This is a genomic window from Xenorhabdus sp. PR6a (assembly GCF_028599065.1).
Taxonomy (GTDB): Bacteria; Pseudomonadota; Gammaproteobacteria; order Enterobacterales; family Enterobacteriaceae; genus Xenorhabdus; species Xenorhabdus doucetiae.
The window spans coordinates 1-15884 of record NZ_JAQRFJ010000031.1 but is presented as its reverse complement, the minus strand read 5'-3'; the positions used below and the strand labels follow the sequence as shown (position 1 = coordinate 15884).

Genomic DNA, 15884 nt, shown 5'->3' with positions numbered 1-15884 from the left:
GTCTATTTAGTAAGTTCAAATACAATTTCTGTTTCGTTGCTCTGGTTTATTGAGCGATTAGATAATAGATCAGTAAATACATACGTGAAAGCTATTTTTTCAGGTTGGTGTTATTTCTTCCGGCAAACGTACCTGCGCTCAAAATTTCATAATCCAAGATTGCTTTCTTAGAAGCTTGCACAACCATGTCACGGCGATGGCGTAGGGCGTCAACAGCACCTTTGTAGATATCCGTCATTTCCTTTGTATGATTGTAATTGCTTCGCACTTTAGCCAACGTTCTGGCTATCACGGCAACCTTTTCAGGCAATTCATCCATAAACGAATTTTTGAGGTTAAGTTCTGTGTCAAAACCCGAATAATGCCGTTCTATCTGTTTAACCATTGCTTCAATAGCCGTCTCTGAACTCTTTGTTCCGTTCATATTTCTTGCTGTTCTAACCACGTTGTAAAGAGCCGCCTCAAGCCCCTCAATACGCCCTTTTTCCTCAGCGCAAATTCTTTCTGATTCGGCTTGTTTTGCCGTGTATTTAATCACTAGTTTTGGTTGATTAGTCCAGATGGAATCAAGGTCGTCTAGATCGGTTTCTAAGTCAGATATAACCTGCTCAATTATTAATTCTCTCAAACTTGCGCTTGTGTCATTCATGCTGTTAGTCCATTTTTTAATCATTTTATTATGTAAATAAATACCTATTATTATTCGCCAAAGTTATTTGATAAAGAGCCGACGTGACGGAGTGGCTTGGGGAAGATAGCTGGATAAGCCATACTCGGCCAACTCGATACACTGAAACCACGGCATATATTTCGGGCGTTAAGCTCACCATCCGCATAGAATTTGTCGTTCGGTTTAAAATACGTTAGTTTGAGTGTGATTTTATCCATTACGCAGCTTTTCTTTGTGCAAAAACCTTTCTGAACTCAGCAACTTTTTGGGTCAACTCTTCAACCGGAACGCCTTGCTCCATAAGCTCATCAAGATCGCCACCAATATATTCGTTCATTAAGGCGATACGCTTTTCAGCGGATGAAATGAATGAATCTCGGTATGACAAAATATTAAGGTAGGCTTTATCTGTATTGGTGCTGGTGGCGAGATCTTTTAGCAGACAATTAAGCTCATCAAGCGGATATTTACCAATGATGCCCTTGGCAACATCACGTAAACGACGATTAGGTCGGTCACCGTATTCTATTGCTATTGCCCTTGCCAGTTCTAAGTTGGTGGCTGTGCTGATAAATGGGGCAAATATGGATGACATGATCATCAATTTAGCCTTTTCGCGGATCTTGTCTGTGATAATCGGTTCTACTTTTTTCAGTTCCATTTTTATTTTCTCTTTACTTGCTTGAGACATAAATAATAAACCATTCAGACAGGCAATATACCCAATCTGAACGGTTTTACAGGTGGTTAACTCTCGTTTATTGCGGCGGCAACTTCTTCGACAATCTTGATTAGCTTTTCGTCTTCTTCTGGTCGGAAATAGAGAATATTAGGGTTGAATGCATAGAACACCGTGGCATCCATATCCGCGAAGTATTCCTTTCTGCCGACTAAATCTGAGGGTTTTGATTTGTGGTTGAAAAGTGAGGAAGCCAAGCTACCACAAGCCAGAATATAAGTAGGTTTCGCGATTTCAAGCTCGGCTTTCATGTAATCAGTGAAAGCTGAAATATCCTCTTTGGAATATGTTTTCGCCCCCTCATCTTTCGGCTTTTTCAACACACCAGTAATATAAATATCACCCATAAGGAAACCGGCGTTTGTCAAAATAGCTTTGAATTCGTTATAGCCGGATTCCATGAATGCCCCGTTATTCACATCACCTTTACTCGCGCCATCAAGGATGATCATGAATTTCGGCTTTCTGCCAGTACGCGGTCGAACCAAGCTATCGGTTAAACCTGTCTCGGAAGAAACACGATTCATCAGTAGGTTAATATTGGCGTTTTTCTTTTCATCCATGACAAACTCACGGGATGTTTTAACCGCCTCGATAACCAAGTTACCCATCAACTCAGCCTGATTTTTACGACGAGATTCATCAGATGCTGACGGTTGGTCTGCTTCGATAGAGGCGAATGCTCCGACTAGATCCAGCGATTCAATGACTCGCGCATTGCAAGAGCGTTTGTTTACAACCTTGACGAACTGAGCCTTGTTTTCAACCTTACCACCGAGTTTATTTCTGGCTTCAACAATGGCGTTACTTCCGTTCGACGAACAACCTTTGACAGCACTGAAAGGAGCGAACAAAGTAGGGCACCCATCGATGTCTCTGATTTCCATACGATGACTGGAAATATTGATATCTGGCGGAAGAATGGAAATGCCGTAATCCAGCGCATCAGCCACCAAATCCTGATGTTTGTCCTCGCCTAAAATCGTGATGGCGGCGGCGAAGAATTCTGCCGGATAGAAGGTCTTCAGCCACATTGATTGATAGCTAATCAGGGTATACGCAACGGAATGTGACTTGTTGAACTGATACGCACCGTTCTTTTCCAGTGCATCCCAAATCTCATTTGCTTTTTCTTTCGACAGTCCAGCCTGTTCAGAGCCGGCTATAATGCCTTTAACCCGTTTATCGTCAATGCGAATCTCAATATCGGCCGCCAAGGCATTCTCAATGGTGAGTTTATTGTCGCCGCACTTGAAGTGTTCCGCTCTGTGAACGGTTATTATCGAGCCATCTTCAAACAGAACATCGATCCAGCCAGCTCCAGCCTGAGCTTTAAATAACTCACCCATAGATGCCATTTTAGCGGCGTCCTTTTTACCAATCGCTTTACGGACAGCATCAGCCTCAGCCAAAGTAAATCCGCCAAGGATCTGCACCGTTTTCATGGTCTGTTCCTGATAGAGAATAACGCCATTGGTTTCTTTCGTGAGTTCGTCAAGTTTAGGGTGAAGTGACGCCAGCTCAGTGAAGCCTTTCGCTACTGAAACGAACGTGTCTAACATGCCTGATTGAATAGGTCCCGGTCGAAACAGTGCGGTTGTCGCAACGATAGTCTCAAATGAGATTGGATCTACGCCACCGCCCAAATCTTTTAGAAGCTTACGCATAGGAGCGGATTCAAGCTGGAATACACCTTTAGTCCGGCCATTGGCAAAGTTTTCCATTACCTTGCTTTCATCGAGTGACACTTCATTGAGACGCACCACACCAGCCCCGTGACGTTCGTCGATATAATCGATAGCTAATTGCAATAAATCGAGTGTAGCCAACCCTAAGACGTCTAATTTGATTAACCCCATGTCTTCACAATGGCGCTTATCCCAATTGATTACACGCTCGTCACCACGACGTTCAATCACCGCTCGTTCACGGATTGGTACACTGGAAACAATCATGCCGGCTGCGTGACGGCCATAACTACGCATCATGTTTTTTAACTTACAAGCTGATTCAAATGCTTTAGGGTATTTGGTTGCGTATTTATCCAGAGAAGCAAGCTCAGAACGCAATTCTTCAAGCGGCAAATCATCACCATCTTTGACAGCCCAACCCACTTCTTTTGATACTGCTAAATCAGCGGTAGGAACGTTAAAGATCCTCGCAGAATCACGTATAGCAGAGGCCGCTCCAAGATAGGAATAGTTGACAATACCAGCAACATAATCTTCGCCGTATTTTTCGTACAGATATTTAATTGCAAGGTGACGTTTAGATTGTGAAAAGTCCAAGTCAGCATCGGGTAAATCCAGACGTTCAGGGTTAATGAAACGTTCAAAAAGCAAACCGTGTCGGATTGGATCTACATCGGTAATACCCACGCACCATGCAACCAATGAACCACCTACAGAACCACGGCCAGCTCCGACAGGTATTTTTGTCTTGATAGAGTGTTGCATCAAATCGGAAACCATGAGGAAGTAACCGCAAAACCCTAAACGAGTCAGCGCCTCCAACTCATATTTCATGCGACTAATGTATTCCGGCCACTGTGCTTTAGGTGGTGTGTAGCCAAAGGATTTGCTGACCAGTTTTGTTTTTAATCCATCAATGGCTAACACTTTCAGCGTGTTAGCCTCATCCTCTGCCATTTTCGGTAATGCAACATCCATCTTGTGCCAGCGATAATTACATTTGCCTATAATTTCATCCTGTGTTGTTGAAACCATAGCAGGGGAGACGGCTGTTCCGGTTCTCTCATTGAATTCTTTCAGATGCTTAAGCATCTGAAAACGGTCGTTAATCGCATTGTCACGCACATAAGGTATTCTCATGCGGTGTACTTGGTCGGATTTGACGTTGTTACACACCTGATATGCAATATCTTTAAGATCGGCATCGTCAGAAGATTCGTAATAGGCCGGATAAAAAGCAACGCGCTTTAAAGATAGAATTTCCGCTGTGATAGATGATTTGATATTAATCTGGTCGAAGAAAGGCGAACTCATTGGGTAAACGGCTGCGTATAAATCCTCACGGTTTACGGATGCCAATTTTTCCATTACAGCCACATGGTCACGCCGACGAAACACACTGTCAAAATCCGCTGTCATTAAAACAATATTGCCTTTGCTGTACGCTTCAATGAGTTGCGACAGATCTAAACGTGGGATTTTATAAAACTGATTTCGCTCATAGCCGTAGCTCAGTAAAGAGCATAGATCAGAGAACCCCTGTTCATTCTTCGCCATAGCGATAAACGAATAACCAAAGTCACGATCAATGGGCAGTAATTCTTCCCCTTTTTCCTTACGTTCTTTGTTTTCGGATTCAATAAAAGGATTATCCACGATAACCAGACGTGTGCCGAGTATGACTGAAACGTTCTCAGAAGCCGCCATTTGCATTGGGATAACAGCGGATATATTCATGGTATCAGAGGATATAATCGCTTTGTAGCCTTTGTCCTTTGCGATTTGAACAGCATTAGCCGCCTTGATGGTAGATTCACCTAATGAAAAATCAGTTCTTATGAGTAGAGCTTGCATTCTTTTTACCTCGTGTGCTTCTGCCATCCATAGGGAAACACTCAAATTTACCGAATATAGCGATCATTCTTTTTTGAGCCTCAACGTGACACGCCTCTCTGTGAGGACAAGACTGACAGATAAGCGATTTTTCGGAGGCGGTTAGAATTGAGCCGAAGCACCCAATCATGCTGCTTTTCCGAATAAGCGTTGTGCAAATTCAAGCGCGGCAACGGCTGACGCAGATGGGAGTTTATTGATGTAGGCTTTCGTCAAGCCAAGAATCGGATCGTTACGCATTACACCGATTGTGCCGGCATTCAGTAATTCACGAGGGCCGATAGGTTGGGCGATTTCATGAGCTTCATAAGCCTCGCGACAACGTTTGGCGAAATTCACCAATTTTTTAGCAAGTTGTTCAGGTATACCGTTGGCAACCAAAATTGCAATTTCTTGTGCTTCCGGCATGTATTCGACTTTTGAAACCAGAGCAAAACGTGAGTAGTTTGCGGCGTTTTGCTGGTTTGTTCCTTGGTACAGACCCGTTTCGTCGCCAGAGCCGTTTGTGTTGCCGGTAGCTAAGAATGCAAAATGTTTGTGTCGAACCGTTCTACGCCATTCTGGTGTCGCTTCTTTCAGGATCAGCGGTTCACCCTCTAACACTGGCTGATACAGTGACAAGATTTGTGGGTAGGCAAAGTCGTATTCGTCGGCCAGATAGATAAAACCATGTTTCATTGCCAAGGTTAATAAGCCCGGTTCAAAGTATGTGCGGCCATCTTTTGCAAGGATCTGACCAGTGATATGAGATTCTTCGGTTGATGCCGTGTGTTGTGAACGAATGATAGGGCGCCCAAGACGTGCCGCGATTTGCGTTGGCAGTGATGATTTACCAGTACCGGCGTGACCCCATAAATAACCAGGCATACCTGTGGTGAACATCATCAGAACATCTTTAATTAACTCAACGTCATTAAAAACATAAGCCTTGTTAACTTCCGGCACGAATTCAGGAAACGGTCGGTTGATAAAAATATCTGTAATGATTGGTTTTCCCAAAGCATTCATCAGGTGCCCCGCAGGAAGTCCAAGAACCTCATGCAGAGCTGCTTTTTCAGTGGTGTATTCAGTTACACCTGCGTTACCGTGAGTATGCGTTACCGTTGCTTCTGGCGAGCCAGTACCAGAAGTTTCTGTGGCTGTTGTTGCCATACCTACTTTGGAATGATCAGTGGCTTCTTTAGCTTTCATTTTAGATTCGGCAGCTCTTAACGCTGAAGTAGAAACGGTTTCCTTGTAAGGATAGAGGCGTTTGTATTCAGCCAGAGCATCGTCAGGATTCATCGGTTCGCCGTTTTTGTATTTTGGATGCTCAGGACACTTTAATGAGCCGTCTTCTGGTCTTGGCATGAAATGCGTCTTCATTAACAGCTCAGGAGCACCGCAGAGAGCACAATGAATAGGCGTAATTTTTGGGGTATCAACCGCAGATGATTCGCTGACTTTTGACATTTTCTGTATAACCTTAATTTGTGTTGGTGTTATTGTTAAAACTTATATATATCTTACAGAAAGAAATTAGATAAGTAACCAGATACCTATGTTAATTTAGAGGTTAATAATTATGAAGAATCTCTTTAAATACTATGGGAGCACGGCTTCTAAAAATACATAGGCTTGAAGTTAGAAAACGATACCGTTTCCAAGTAAAACGTTGCGGATTCCTGTTATGACTGTTTTAGGTAAATCCTCCACGGAATCAACTCGTGTGTGGTATTTATAATAGCGCGCAGGATCATCAGTTTGTATTCCAACAGCTAATAACTCTAAGTTAGCGGTTGACGTTAGAAACTCCGCAACTTCAACCAAATGCTTGCCAAAGCCGTTTCCTTTAGCACAAGGCGCTCCATCAGATAAAACGAGCATAATTTGCTTGTCTTCTGTTCTGCCAGCGTGGTGTCGCGAAAGTGCCAATATGCTTTCGCCGTCAACGTTATTACACAGAGGAATACTATCAACAACAGCTCCTAATCGACCCATACAGGTTGTAGAGTTGGCTTTTTCATTCCAATTTTTGAGTGTAGGTAAAAACAGAGGTTCATATCGATTAGCTGAAATAGCACCGTCCATACATCCGACAGTTGTGAATCCAGAAATAAGATTCGGTACGCGAATTTTATCCAGTGCATCAGACAGCGCATAGGCGGAAGCAACCGCCAGCTCAATACGTGTTCCACCCATAGAACCAGAAAGGTCAATGACAATTTGAACCGCCGCGTTTACCGCCTTGTGGTCATATTTCTTTGAGAATACGCGGTCGTCGTTGATTGACGGTACGGTAATTTTCCAAAGACTTGATGAGTTGATTTTGCCACGGCGCAAACCATTTACTTTCTGTACTCGGTTTTTGCTTGCAATCGCACGTTCGAGATCTTTTGATAAAGTTTGAGACTTGTTGGATAGATAAGGTTCGACGTCACGTCTGAAAATAGCAAGATCTCTTTTTTCATCCAGTCCATAGTAGGTGGTACACTTTCCAACCCAAGCGGCACTACCAACAGTTCCGCCTTTTCTGATAAAGGCTTCTGCATTTTCCAGAAGCCCCATAAAGTCGTTGGCGCGGGTGTATGGCGTATACGAACCACTTTTAACTGACTTAATTTCATCAGAGATCATTGCACTTGTTACATCCTCGGTGCTTATTGTCTCAGGGGCATCCTCAGAGTCCAATTCTTCTAAATCGCGTTCTGTGAGCTTTTCATCGTCGGGATGAATTTCATCGTGTTCGTCTTTTTTATCGGTTTCGTGAGACTCAACTTCGTCTCCTTTACGACCGCTTCCGTCCATGTGACTATCGCCACCAATATCAAAATCAGAGCTACTTGTTGATTCAGAAGAATCGCGGTTTTTGTCGTTTGAACCAGGCATCTCATTGTCACTGTCTATAAGTTCTGATTCATCATTATCTGACTCCCGATCATGAGATGAATGCTCAAACATCGTGTTTTTTTTAGGCTTCCGAGTTATTTCAGTGCTAATACTAGCTGAGCCATTTTTCTCGTGTTCACCGATGGTATCGTCTAATTTTTCTGGTGGGAAATCATCAAGACCTCCCTTATTATTTTCTTCAAAATATGTATCTAAATACGTACCATCTTTTTTGTCATAATCTGATGATTCTTCCTCAAATGCCGCATCTTCTGACTTCTTAGCTTCACGGAAAGCGCGGAGTAGGTCTGCGGCCAACTTAGTAGATCCTTCAGAGCTGTTGATTCGGTTTAAGCGTGCTCTGTAGCGAATAGAGTCAAGTACGGACATTTCGTCTTCAAACATATCCCAATAGGGTTCCATAAAGTCTACAAAAGGGATATGACCGCACATTGCGCGAGAAACTGGCATTAAAAATACATTTAAAAATAACAAGTTGGTATCACCCCCATAGTGCTTGATATAGGCGGCGATGTTGTGCTTAAAGTGGTTTTCGATAATATGTTTTTGGGTTTTCAGCAGGTTTTGTTTGCTGCCGGTGAAAATGAGCGCCATTTTTCGCTCAATGTAGGTATCTTCGATGACATTCCAAACTTGGTGAGCTTTTTTACCCTCCATTTTTTTTGCCATCGACGGATCGGTGAATAGAACATGTGCGACTTCATGATCGATAAAGCCACGAATAGCGTTCAATAGATTGTCCGAGGCTGTGTCTGGTATCGACGGTATATTGATATATTCTACTTCGCCAGTCTTTTTGTTATACGCGCAGTATGCTTGATCGCCGAAGTCTACTACTCTGATTTTCTTAGAAGAAAGTAGACTGACCACCGTTTGAACTGATTCTCTGAACGACAAAACTTCCGGTCGTATTTTACTGGTTTTTTTCATCGCATTTTGCCTTTTGATTGATGCTCTGTGTGCCAAAATAATAAAAAAAGCGTATAGGCAGTCAAGCTATACGCTTTTTTTTACTTAGGTTGTGTGCTAAAAAATACGAGAAAGGACTCTGACTGAACCGTTATCTGCAATGCTGTATGCTGTCTTACCTACAATGATCGAATGTATGATCAGATTCTCGCCAGAGAAAACCGTCTTCATAGCATCAGAAAATTCAGTAACCACTTCGGCAAATTCATCTTCGGTCAATATAATTGAATGACCAACTCTTACACTGTTAACGTTATTTGCTACGGTTACCATAATGATGAATGCCTCAACTGTACGTAATTATTTACTTACTAAGTATATTATATGTTATATGTCTTTAGGATTATAATTATATAAATTACCTAATAAAAAAGGCAATGATTTTTATTCTCGCAAGTGAAAATAGAAAGTTTCATCTAATTTCTTGTTCTACAACACAGATTAGTCCGTTTTATCGATTCACTCCATAACCTCACGTAGATATGTATTTACTTATATATTTCTTAAAGTGTATATTGTTACAAAAGCATATTAAGTATAAAAATTCCAGTAGATAAGGCAAAATAATGAGTAAAAACGTAATTGGTGACTTTCTGACAGCCGCGATTATAGCAAGTGGAAAGTCGCAGGCTCAAATTGCGGAAGAGGTCGGGTACTCCGCGCATAATAATATTTCCATGTTGAAATCAGGAAAAATGCTTTTCCCGCCTGAGAAAATCCCGGCTTTCGCAAAAGCGTTAAATCTGGATGAGGGCATTCTCTTCCGTGTGGTAATGCAGGCTAGATACCCTGATATCTTTGGTATCTATACCCGCAATTCTGATGTTCTTTCTGCCGATGAAGCACAAGTGTTAAATGCTTACCGTCAATTTCGAGGTGGTGAGATTGCCGATAGCACAGTAGCAATTATGAAAGCCGATGAATTCATCAAATCAGGCATCTCTCAAGGTTAGCAAGGTTAGTTTTCTACTTCACAATAGACTTTCGAAGTTGGTGGTAGCTTCAATCCGCCAACCTCGAAATCATGGCTCAATTCTCTGTATGATCCAGTATTAACAATCTGTTTTATCTCACCAGAATACAACGTCAAAGCATCCCTCATCTGTTCAAAGTAATCGTGTCTGTCGTACACTCTATCGATACCCTCAAGCGCATGATTCATAACTTTACGGGATACATCGTTCCGTACCTCTAACGACGCCAGTTTTGTTCTGGCAGTTCGTCGTAAGTCACGCGGCGTAAATTCGTCCAAACCAAAGTGAGCACTGTCGCGAATCATTCTACGGATTGCCTGAGCTGGTGCGCCTTTCGACATTGGGTGAGAGGCATTTTTAGGCGATGGGCAAAGCCACACGCTATTTGGTGTACTGGCAAAGAGGTTATCAAGGCACACGCGCATTAAGGGGCTGATTGGCAGAGTGTGGTCACGGCGTGACTTGTTTCGACTCCCTTGTCTCCATATACCGGAGTCTAAATTAAACTCTGACTTGGCCGCTCTGAATACCTCATCAGGTCTTCTGGCGCTTAACAAACAAAATCTTAGTCCCCACCTGATTTGTTCACTGAAATCCCACATATCAAGGCCGTGCCAAAAGCACCATATTTCGGCATCAGAGAGTGAACGACTTCTTGGCTCAGGCGTTTTCCCGCCTACATCTTTACGTGTCATAGAAGCCAACGGATTATGTTCTATGTAGCCTTGGTGTTCGCACCATGACAGGAATTGCTTGGTTAATGCGAAGACTCTTTTTGCCTCATTTACCTTACCTTCGGCAAGTAAGTGATTAAATACTCTGTTCAATCTAATTTTGTTACATTGTTTAATATCAGTACTACCAATTATAGGTATGACATGATTAAGTAATGCTGAAACAGCAATCTCCGGCCTTCTGCGTGTTAAAAATAAGGAAACCTTTAACCATATCATTATAATATCTTTTACTAACCGATTACTATCGGCTCTATTTTCCAATGTAATAAGTGATGTAATACTTACTTCATTTATATAATCTATGGTTGTTTTTCCGACATGTTCAGCCTTGTTATATGACTCATTATTTTCATGCTTATTCATTTTTTACCCTATTTATTTAAGTTATTTTATAAGAGCAAATATAGTCCAAAAATAGATGAGACTCCAGACTAACCAAGTCTGGAGTCTCAGGGGGGAGTTTTTATGAAAAATGGATGAAAGACCAGACCAAAAACCTCCAAGAATTCCCGAAGAGCTTACGAAAAAGAAACAAGAAAAAAGCGGTTAAGAGAAACTTTGCAAACATGGTGGGAACATCCAGGGTTAACACGTCAAGAGATCGCCAAAATTATGGGGGTTAATCCCTCTACAGTTAGCCGAATGGAATCAAACGTTGATAAAGCAAGTATCAATATGTTAGCTCGTTATGCTAGGGCATGAGGCATAGAGAATCCAACGATTGTATTGTATCAACTCAGACCTGACACAAGATAAATTGAGCAACTTCCGAAATTATTTTTTCACCATATCCAGTAACTGTTTAGTCATCATGTCATATGAATAAAGCTTGAGTTTGCATATAAAACAAGAGCAAAAAAATGTAAAATGTTTTAACCAATCAAAAACGAGAGATAATGAATGTTTAACCTTGAACATATCGGATCTGTAGTGAGAAATAACATTCAGGCTATTGTTGATATCCTTGGCCTCAACTTAGCTGTGGGAGATATTTCAGACGATGACTATATCGTCTTGTCTCGTGGCTATGGTGAACTTTGCTGGGATGATAGTTTGTCTAGAGTAGGAAACAGAGAGGATAAGTTTGAGTTCTGTATCAAACTAGTAGAATGTGGACATGTACAAGGGCCGCCCGCCGGATTGGCTTTGTGCACATATTCTGTAGATGAGCAAATATTCGAAATTCATATGATAGAGAACTTCTGTCGGAACGACCCTGCCCATCCTTTGTATGGAAAGATGTTTCAGCTTACCTTAATGGCCGCTTATTTGTTTTGCGGAGCTACGAAAGGTAAGTATGTTCGAGTCATTGAACCTGTTGAAGAGGTGATACCTTACTACAGATCTTATGGATTTGATATGCTTAAGTGTGGATACATGGAGGCTAATGTAACTGTTCTCGAAACTGTGTTTAAAAAACTTGCAATTTGATAAAAAAAAGACTAGACACTAGAATGTATAGTGATAGGATACGATGGCCAATTAAACATTAGTTAATAACTTATTCCGCACGGAGAAGCTTACTAATGTTAGTATTCCACATGGTTTAATAAACCATTGAGGAGAATAATCTCTTTAGGAGTAATTATGTCAAAGCAAAAAGCAACCATGAAAGACGTCAAGTTTGATACGCAGCAGGTATATACTGCTATGGGTGCCGCTGTTGACTTGTTGATTAAAGCTGCTCCAGCAATGTTTGCAGACAAACCAGAAGTTGAACTTCAAGGCAAAAGTAAGCATCATCAAAAAGCTGCATAAATTTTGTGAATAGCAATCAACATGCCCGCCATTGTGCGGGTTTTTTACTTCCAGGCACCGCTTAATTGCGGCTTTTTACAATATCAATATAGTTATTTTCCGATTCAAATCCAGATTGTAAAAAGGTAACAATTCCAATTGACACCCGTGGCCTGCTGAATCTTCTGAAATAAAAAACCGCCTTTGGCGGTTAACTTATTCATCAATGAGGTAATTTTATGGATAAGAAATTATTTGCAGATCTTCTTGATAGCGTAAAAGAGATGGTCGCTATTGAAAATGACGAGCTTCAAGCTAAACCTGAGCATGTCCATAGGCATGTAATTTCTGATGTAAAATATTTTAGAAAAAATAAACAGTTAAGTAAGACTGACAGTGACACCTTAAAAATGAATAACTGTCAGGCGTTCGAGAGAGTAAACGTCACATTTTAAAAGGAACAGAGTTGGCTGCTGGTGAGTACAACTCCCTTTGAATTGTAGTGAGTAATTCTTTCAGAGAGATTTCGAGATAACGCACGAAGTCTGTTTGCCCGATAGTCCTGTTGTAAACTGGCGCAGGAATAAATCGCTTCATTTCATCCTGAAAGGTGTCTGAAGCGATAAGGTTTTCAATCGAGTTCAATCGTGACTGTAACAGTTCGTCAAAATCAGTTAAATGATAATCCGATATCTTGCGCTCGATCAGATTGGTGTCTGGCTCAACTCCCTGCTGTTTCAGCCAGATTAAATCCCACATGTCACGATAACGAATATGCTTCGTGGTCGCAGGGAATGAAACCAATTTATCCGCCATGATTTCTGTTAGCTCTTCTACCAACACGATAGTTTCGGAATAACCATCAGGCAACACAGGGTAATTACGCTTTAATGGGCGCGGATTCTTTGTATAGGCTGGGATGTTAGCAATCTCAATTTTGATGCGCTGCTTTGGCAAGTCCTTACGCTCTGGGGCTGTTGTGACAGAAATTTGCCATTTATCGATTTTCACATCAGCATATTCTGGCTCTTTTCTGAGTTCATTAGGTTCCTTTACGGTAACTTCAAGACCATAGCGTGTGCCGAGATAGCTTTCGACGCTCTCTTTAATCCTACTCAGATCTGCCGAACAAAAGTCACGACCACCTGCAAAATCCAAATCTTCACTGAATCGGCTGGAATCATAGCAGAGCCTTAGAGACGTTCCACCCTGAAAGGTAAGCTGCCTCAGCAAACCATCTTTAGCCATACAATACAAAATGTCATAGTGCAGCAGCTCTTTCTCAACGACAGGTCTGATGTTGGCAAGCCCGTCCTGTGTAACGATTTCATCGACAAGAATATTAAAATCGGTTTTATCAGGCATGGCCTAATTCCTCTCTTTGAATCAGGTGTGTGTTTCTGCCCACTCTCTTTAAATCACGCAGGGCAGTTTCTTTTCTTGCGATACGCATTGGCCCACGGTTTTCCAGAGTTCCTTTCAGGATTTCGCTCGGTTTCTTATTTGTGTGTGTGATCTCAATGACGCCCCACGGTGTTTCAAATTCACCAGATCTGCCGGTAGACATAATAGTGAGTCTGCCGATGGGGATTTGGGAGATAACCCCATATTGGGACAATGCTGATTCCAGACTAATGTAGCTGTATTCGCCGCGGCGAATATTGATTACGATGCTCTCCAATGGATAGGCACCTAGACTCGCGCGTGTATTTGCATAAACACCTTTGGTGATGCGTACCAACAACCCCGCCTTGATAAGACGATCAATGGATTTTTTCAATGCTCGTGGTGCTTCATCAGAAAAAATGACTTGCAAATCCTGCAAGAGAAAAATGTTTTTCCCCATCTTGCTGAATTTGTCTAATGTTTTAATTGCAGTAATCTTATCCATTTCAATACCTCCACATTAAAACCCCTTTAAAGGGTGTTTTGTGTATAGATAATCATATAGCAATTATATCCGCACATAACAGAAAGTAAATTAACTCAGCGTGGAGATTGTTGATATGTGTGAAGGGAAATATTCTTAATAGAGGTTAAAGTGACTTCTCACCGCCCTATCGGGCGAGGATTTACGGCGAAATTGCTAAGAACCGCTACGACCTTGTATGCGGTTCTAGTATTGCAATTCTATGGCCTATTCATCATAAACCACTGCCACAAGTGCATTATAAACTTCTTGATTAATATCACACGCCAGCGCAATCAGGTTATTTAAGTCGATTGAACACTCATCTTTGGCTTTTTCGAGAATAACGTAGAATAAAGAGGTAGCCAAACCAGTCTGGTGCATAGCTTGGGTCAATGAAATAGGCTGCTTATACATAATGCACCTCCTGAAAGATAGTTTCAGGAACAGAAAATGTATCAAAGCATGTAAGTTTAAGGTGAATCTGGGTATGTTGTATATCAGCCATAGAGTAAGCTTCTTTTACGTTGTCATTTTCATTGATCAAATAACCTTCGGTAAATAAACACATTACTATCCAATAGCAAAACAAACATGATTGTTCAGGGAAGGGGTCTGAAGCCCAATGGAACGAAAACGTACGCTAAGCAAAATCATCCTGTGACGGCTGTTTAAGTGGCCTTAACTCACCGTTTAACACCTGTTCAGCTAATGTAAATGAGTAATGCCCCAACATATTGACATGCTTATGGCTTAGTGGTGATAGCCTTGCAATGTCTTCATCTTTTAGCGTTTCACCTTGCCGTTCTACATGCTCTAATGCAGCTTGCATATAGATGGTGTTCCACAGTACAACGGCGACCCAATCACCCGCGCGGTGATAACAGCCATCAATAACATGCTTATCGATCTGATGGCCACGATGTCACATAAGGACTGGCTGAGTCGTCGCCAGCGGCAAAAACAGGGGATTGAACGGGCGCATACACTGGGTAAATATCGGGGTAAACAAGCCGATATTGAGCGTCACCAGAAAGTGCTGTACTACCGCCAGATTAAGAAACTGAGTATTCGTGAAACCGCAGATGCGACGGGCTACAGCGCTTCGCAAGTTTGCCGCATCCAGGCTCTTTATAAAGAAGTGGTATCTGATTAAAAAGTAGTCTTAACGTACAATAATTTTCGATATCCAAACTGACCCCTATTTGACTGGTCCAGAACGGCTTCAAAAAACTGGCTATCATGGGCGGAGGCGGTGCCTGTCGCGATGTGACGGATCACTTTATATTTTGCATCGACATTAATGGTCAGTTTATAGCCAAAATAACTTTTACCGTGTTTTTTCGTCCAGGTTGCCTCCGTATCTTTCTGACATCGTTTGTTTTTTGTCCAGCCATCAGGGGGGTTACCCTGACGGATTTGTTCATTCTCTTCTTTCTTATTGTGTTGCTTAGGAACCGGAATCAACGTGGCATCAATGATTTGGCCGCCACGAGGGATGAATCCCTGTGCCGAAAGCTGATGCTTCGCCTCGTCAAACAACGCCCTGGCACCTTCCTGACCAATCCGTTTTTCGAAATACCAAATGGTATTGCGATCTGGAATATTAATGACATCGGTCAAACGACAAAAACGTTGCCAACTCATGCGGTCAAGTAATTGATATTCCATCTTTT

14 protein-coding genes and 3 pseudogenes are annotated in these 15884 nt (G+C 41.9%); 6 read left to right on the top strand and 11 right to left on the bottom strand.

From position 1 onward, the window contains the following. Positions 1 to 91: 91 nt before the first annotated feature. The 5 genes from PSI15_RS10070 to PSI15_RS10050 form a co-directional block, all read right to left on the bottom strand. Entirely contained in the window at positions 92 to 649 is a 558-nt protein-coding gene (locus PSI15_RS10070) for a hypothetical protein (protein ID WP_273583418.1), read from the bottom strand. A gap of 238 nt (positions 650 to 887) precedes the next feature. Continuing rightward, a complete protein-coding gene (locus PSI15_RS10065) occupies positions 888 to 1331 on the bottom strand; it encodes a hypothetical protein (RefSeq protein WP_273583417.1) in 444 nt (147 codons plus the stop codon). An 86-nt stretch (positions 1332 to 1417) separates the two neighbouring features. After that, a complete protein-coding gene (gene dnaE / locus PSI15_RS10060; protein ID WP_273583416.1) occupies positions 1418 to 4954 on the bottom strand; it encodes a DNA polymerase III subunit alpha in 3537 nt (1178 codons plus the stop codon). Positions 4955 to 5119: 165 nt separating this feature from the next. Next, entirely contained in the window at positions 5120 to 6445 is a 1326-nt protein-coding gene (locus PSI15_RS10055) for an AAA family ATPase (RefSeq protein ID WP_273583415.1), read from the bottom strand. Positions 6446 to 6616: 171 nt separating this feature from the next. After that, positions 6617 to 8812, bottom strand: coding sequence for a cobaltochelatase CobT-related protein (locus tag PSI15_RS10050; RefSeq protein WP_273583414.1), 2196 nt, complete (start codon positions 8810 to 8812; stop codon positions 6617 to 6619). 605 nt (positions 8813 to 9417) lie between these two features. Between PSI15_RS10050 and PSI15_RS10045 the strand changes: the two genes are divergently transcribed. Next, positions 9418 to 9804: a helix-turn-helix domain-containing protein gene (locus PSI15_RS10045; protein ID WP_273583413.1), complete on the top strand. Its 387-nt coding sequence runs from the start codon at positions 9418 to 9420 to the stop codon at positions 9802 to 9804. A 5-nt stretch (positions 9805 to 9809) separates the two neighbouring features. Here PSI15_RS10045 and PSI15_RS10040 read toward each other — a convergent pair whose 3' ends face one another. Beyond that, complete coding sequence (locus PSI15_RS10040) at positions 9810 to 10925, bottom strand: tyrosine-type recombinase/integrase (RefSeq protein ID WP_273583412.1); 1116 nt, start codon at positions 10923 to 10925, stop codon at positions 9810 to 9812. Positions 10926 to 11120: 195 nt separating this feature from the next. Between PSI15_RS10040 and PSI15_RS18595 the strand changes: the two genes are divergently transcribed. The 4 genes from PSI15_RS18595 to PSI15_RS10020 all read left to right on the top strand — a co-directional run bounded on the left by PSI15_RS18595 (position 11121) and on the right by PSI15_RS10020 (position 12754). Then, the gene (locus PSI15_RS18595; RefSeq protein ID WP_443256083.1) at positions 11121 to 11264 is read left to right on the top strand and encodes a helix-turn-helix domain-containing protein; all 144 of its coding nucleotides are present in this window, start codon (positions 11121 to 11123) and stop codon (positions 11262 to 11264) included. Between the two features lie 198 nt (positions 11265 to 11462). Next, positions 11463 to 11993, top strand: a complete 531-nt coding sequence (locus tag PSI15_RS10030) for a hypothetical protein (RefSeq protein WP_273583411.1) — start codon at positions 11463 to 11465, stop codon at positions 11991 to 11993. 156 nt (positions 11994 to 12149) lie between these two features. Continuing rightward, positions 12150 to 12320: a hypothetical protein gene (locus PSI15_RS10025; RefSeq protein WP_273583410.1), complete on the top strand. Its 171-nt coding sequence runs from the start codon at positions 12150 to 12152 to the stop codon at positions 12318 to 12320. A 218-nt stretch (positions 12321 to 12538) separates the two neighbouring features. Next, positions 12539 to 12754, top strand: coding sequence for a hypothetical protein (locus PSI15_RS10020; RefSeq protein WP_273583409.1), 216 nt, complete (start codon positions 12539 to 12541; stop codon positions 12752 to 12754). Here the strand turns inward: PSI15_RS10020 and PSI15_RS10015 are convergent. The 4 genes and pseudogenes from PSI15_RS10015 to PSI15_RS10000 all read right to left on the bottom strand — a co-directional run. Next, complete coding sequence (locus PSI15_RS10015) at positions 12744 to 13664, bottom strand: nucleotidyl transferase AbiEii/AbiGii toxin family protein (protein WP_273583408.1); 921 nt, start codon at positions 13662 to 13664, stop codon at positions 12744 to 12746. The two genes, PSI15_RS10020 and PSI15_RS10015, sit on opposite strands and share 11 nt — an antisense overlap. Then, the gene (gene abiEi / locus PSI15_RS10010) at positions 13657 to 14190 is read right to left on the bottom strand and encodes a type IV toxin-antitoxin system AbiEi family antitoxin (protein WP_273583407.1); all 534 of its coding nucleotides are present in this window, start codon (positions 14188 to 14190) and stop codon (positions 13657 to 13659) included. Before abiEi ends, PSI15_RS10015 begins: the two co-directional genes overlap by 8 nt. Positions 14191 to 14436: 246 nt before the next feature. Continuing rightward, complete coding sequence (locus tag PSI15_RS10005) at positions 14437 to 14625, bottom strand: hypothetical protein (protein WP_273583406.1); 189 nt, start codon at positions 14623 to 14625, stop codon at positions 14437 to 14439. Between the two features lie 226 nt (positions 14626 to 14851). Continuing rightward, positions 14852 to 15067: pseudogene (locus tag PSI15_RS10000) on the bottom strand (Tn3 family transposase); the annotation flags it as partial. Here PSI15_RS10000 and PSI15_RS09995 point away from each other — a divergent pair. Next, positions 15068 to 15364, top strand: a pseudogene (locus tag PSI15_RS09995) (recombinase family protein); the annotation flags it as partial. 29 nt (positions 15365 to 15393) lie between these two features. Here PSI15_RS09995 and PSI15_RS09990 read toward each other — a convergent pair. Next, a pseudogene (locus tag PSI15_RS09990) lies at positions 15394 to 15884 on the bottom strand (transposase); the annotation flags it as partial.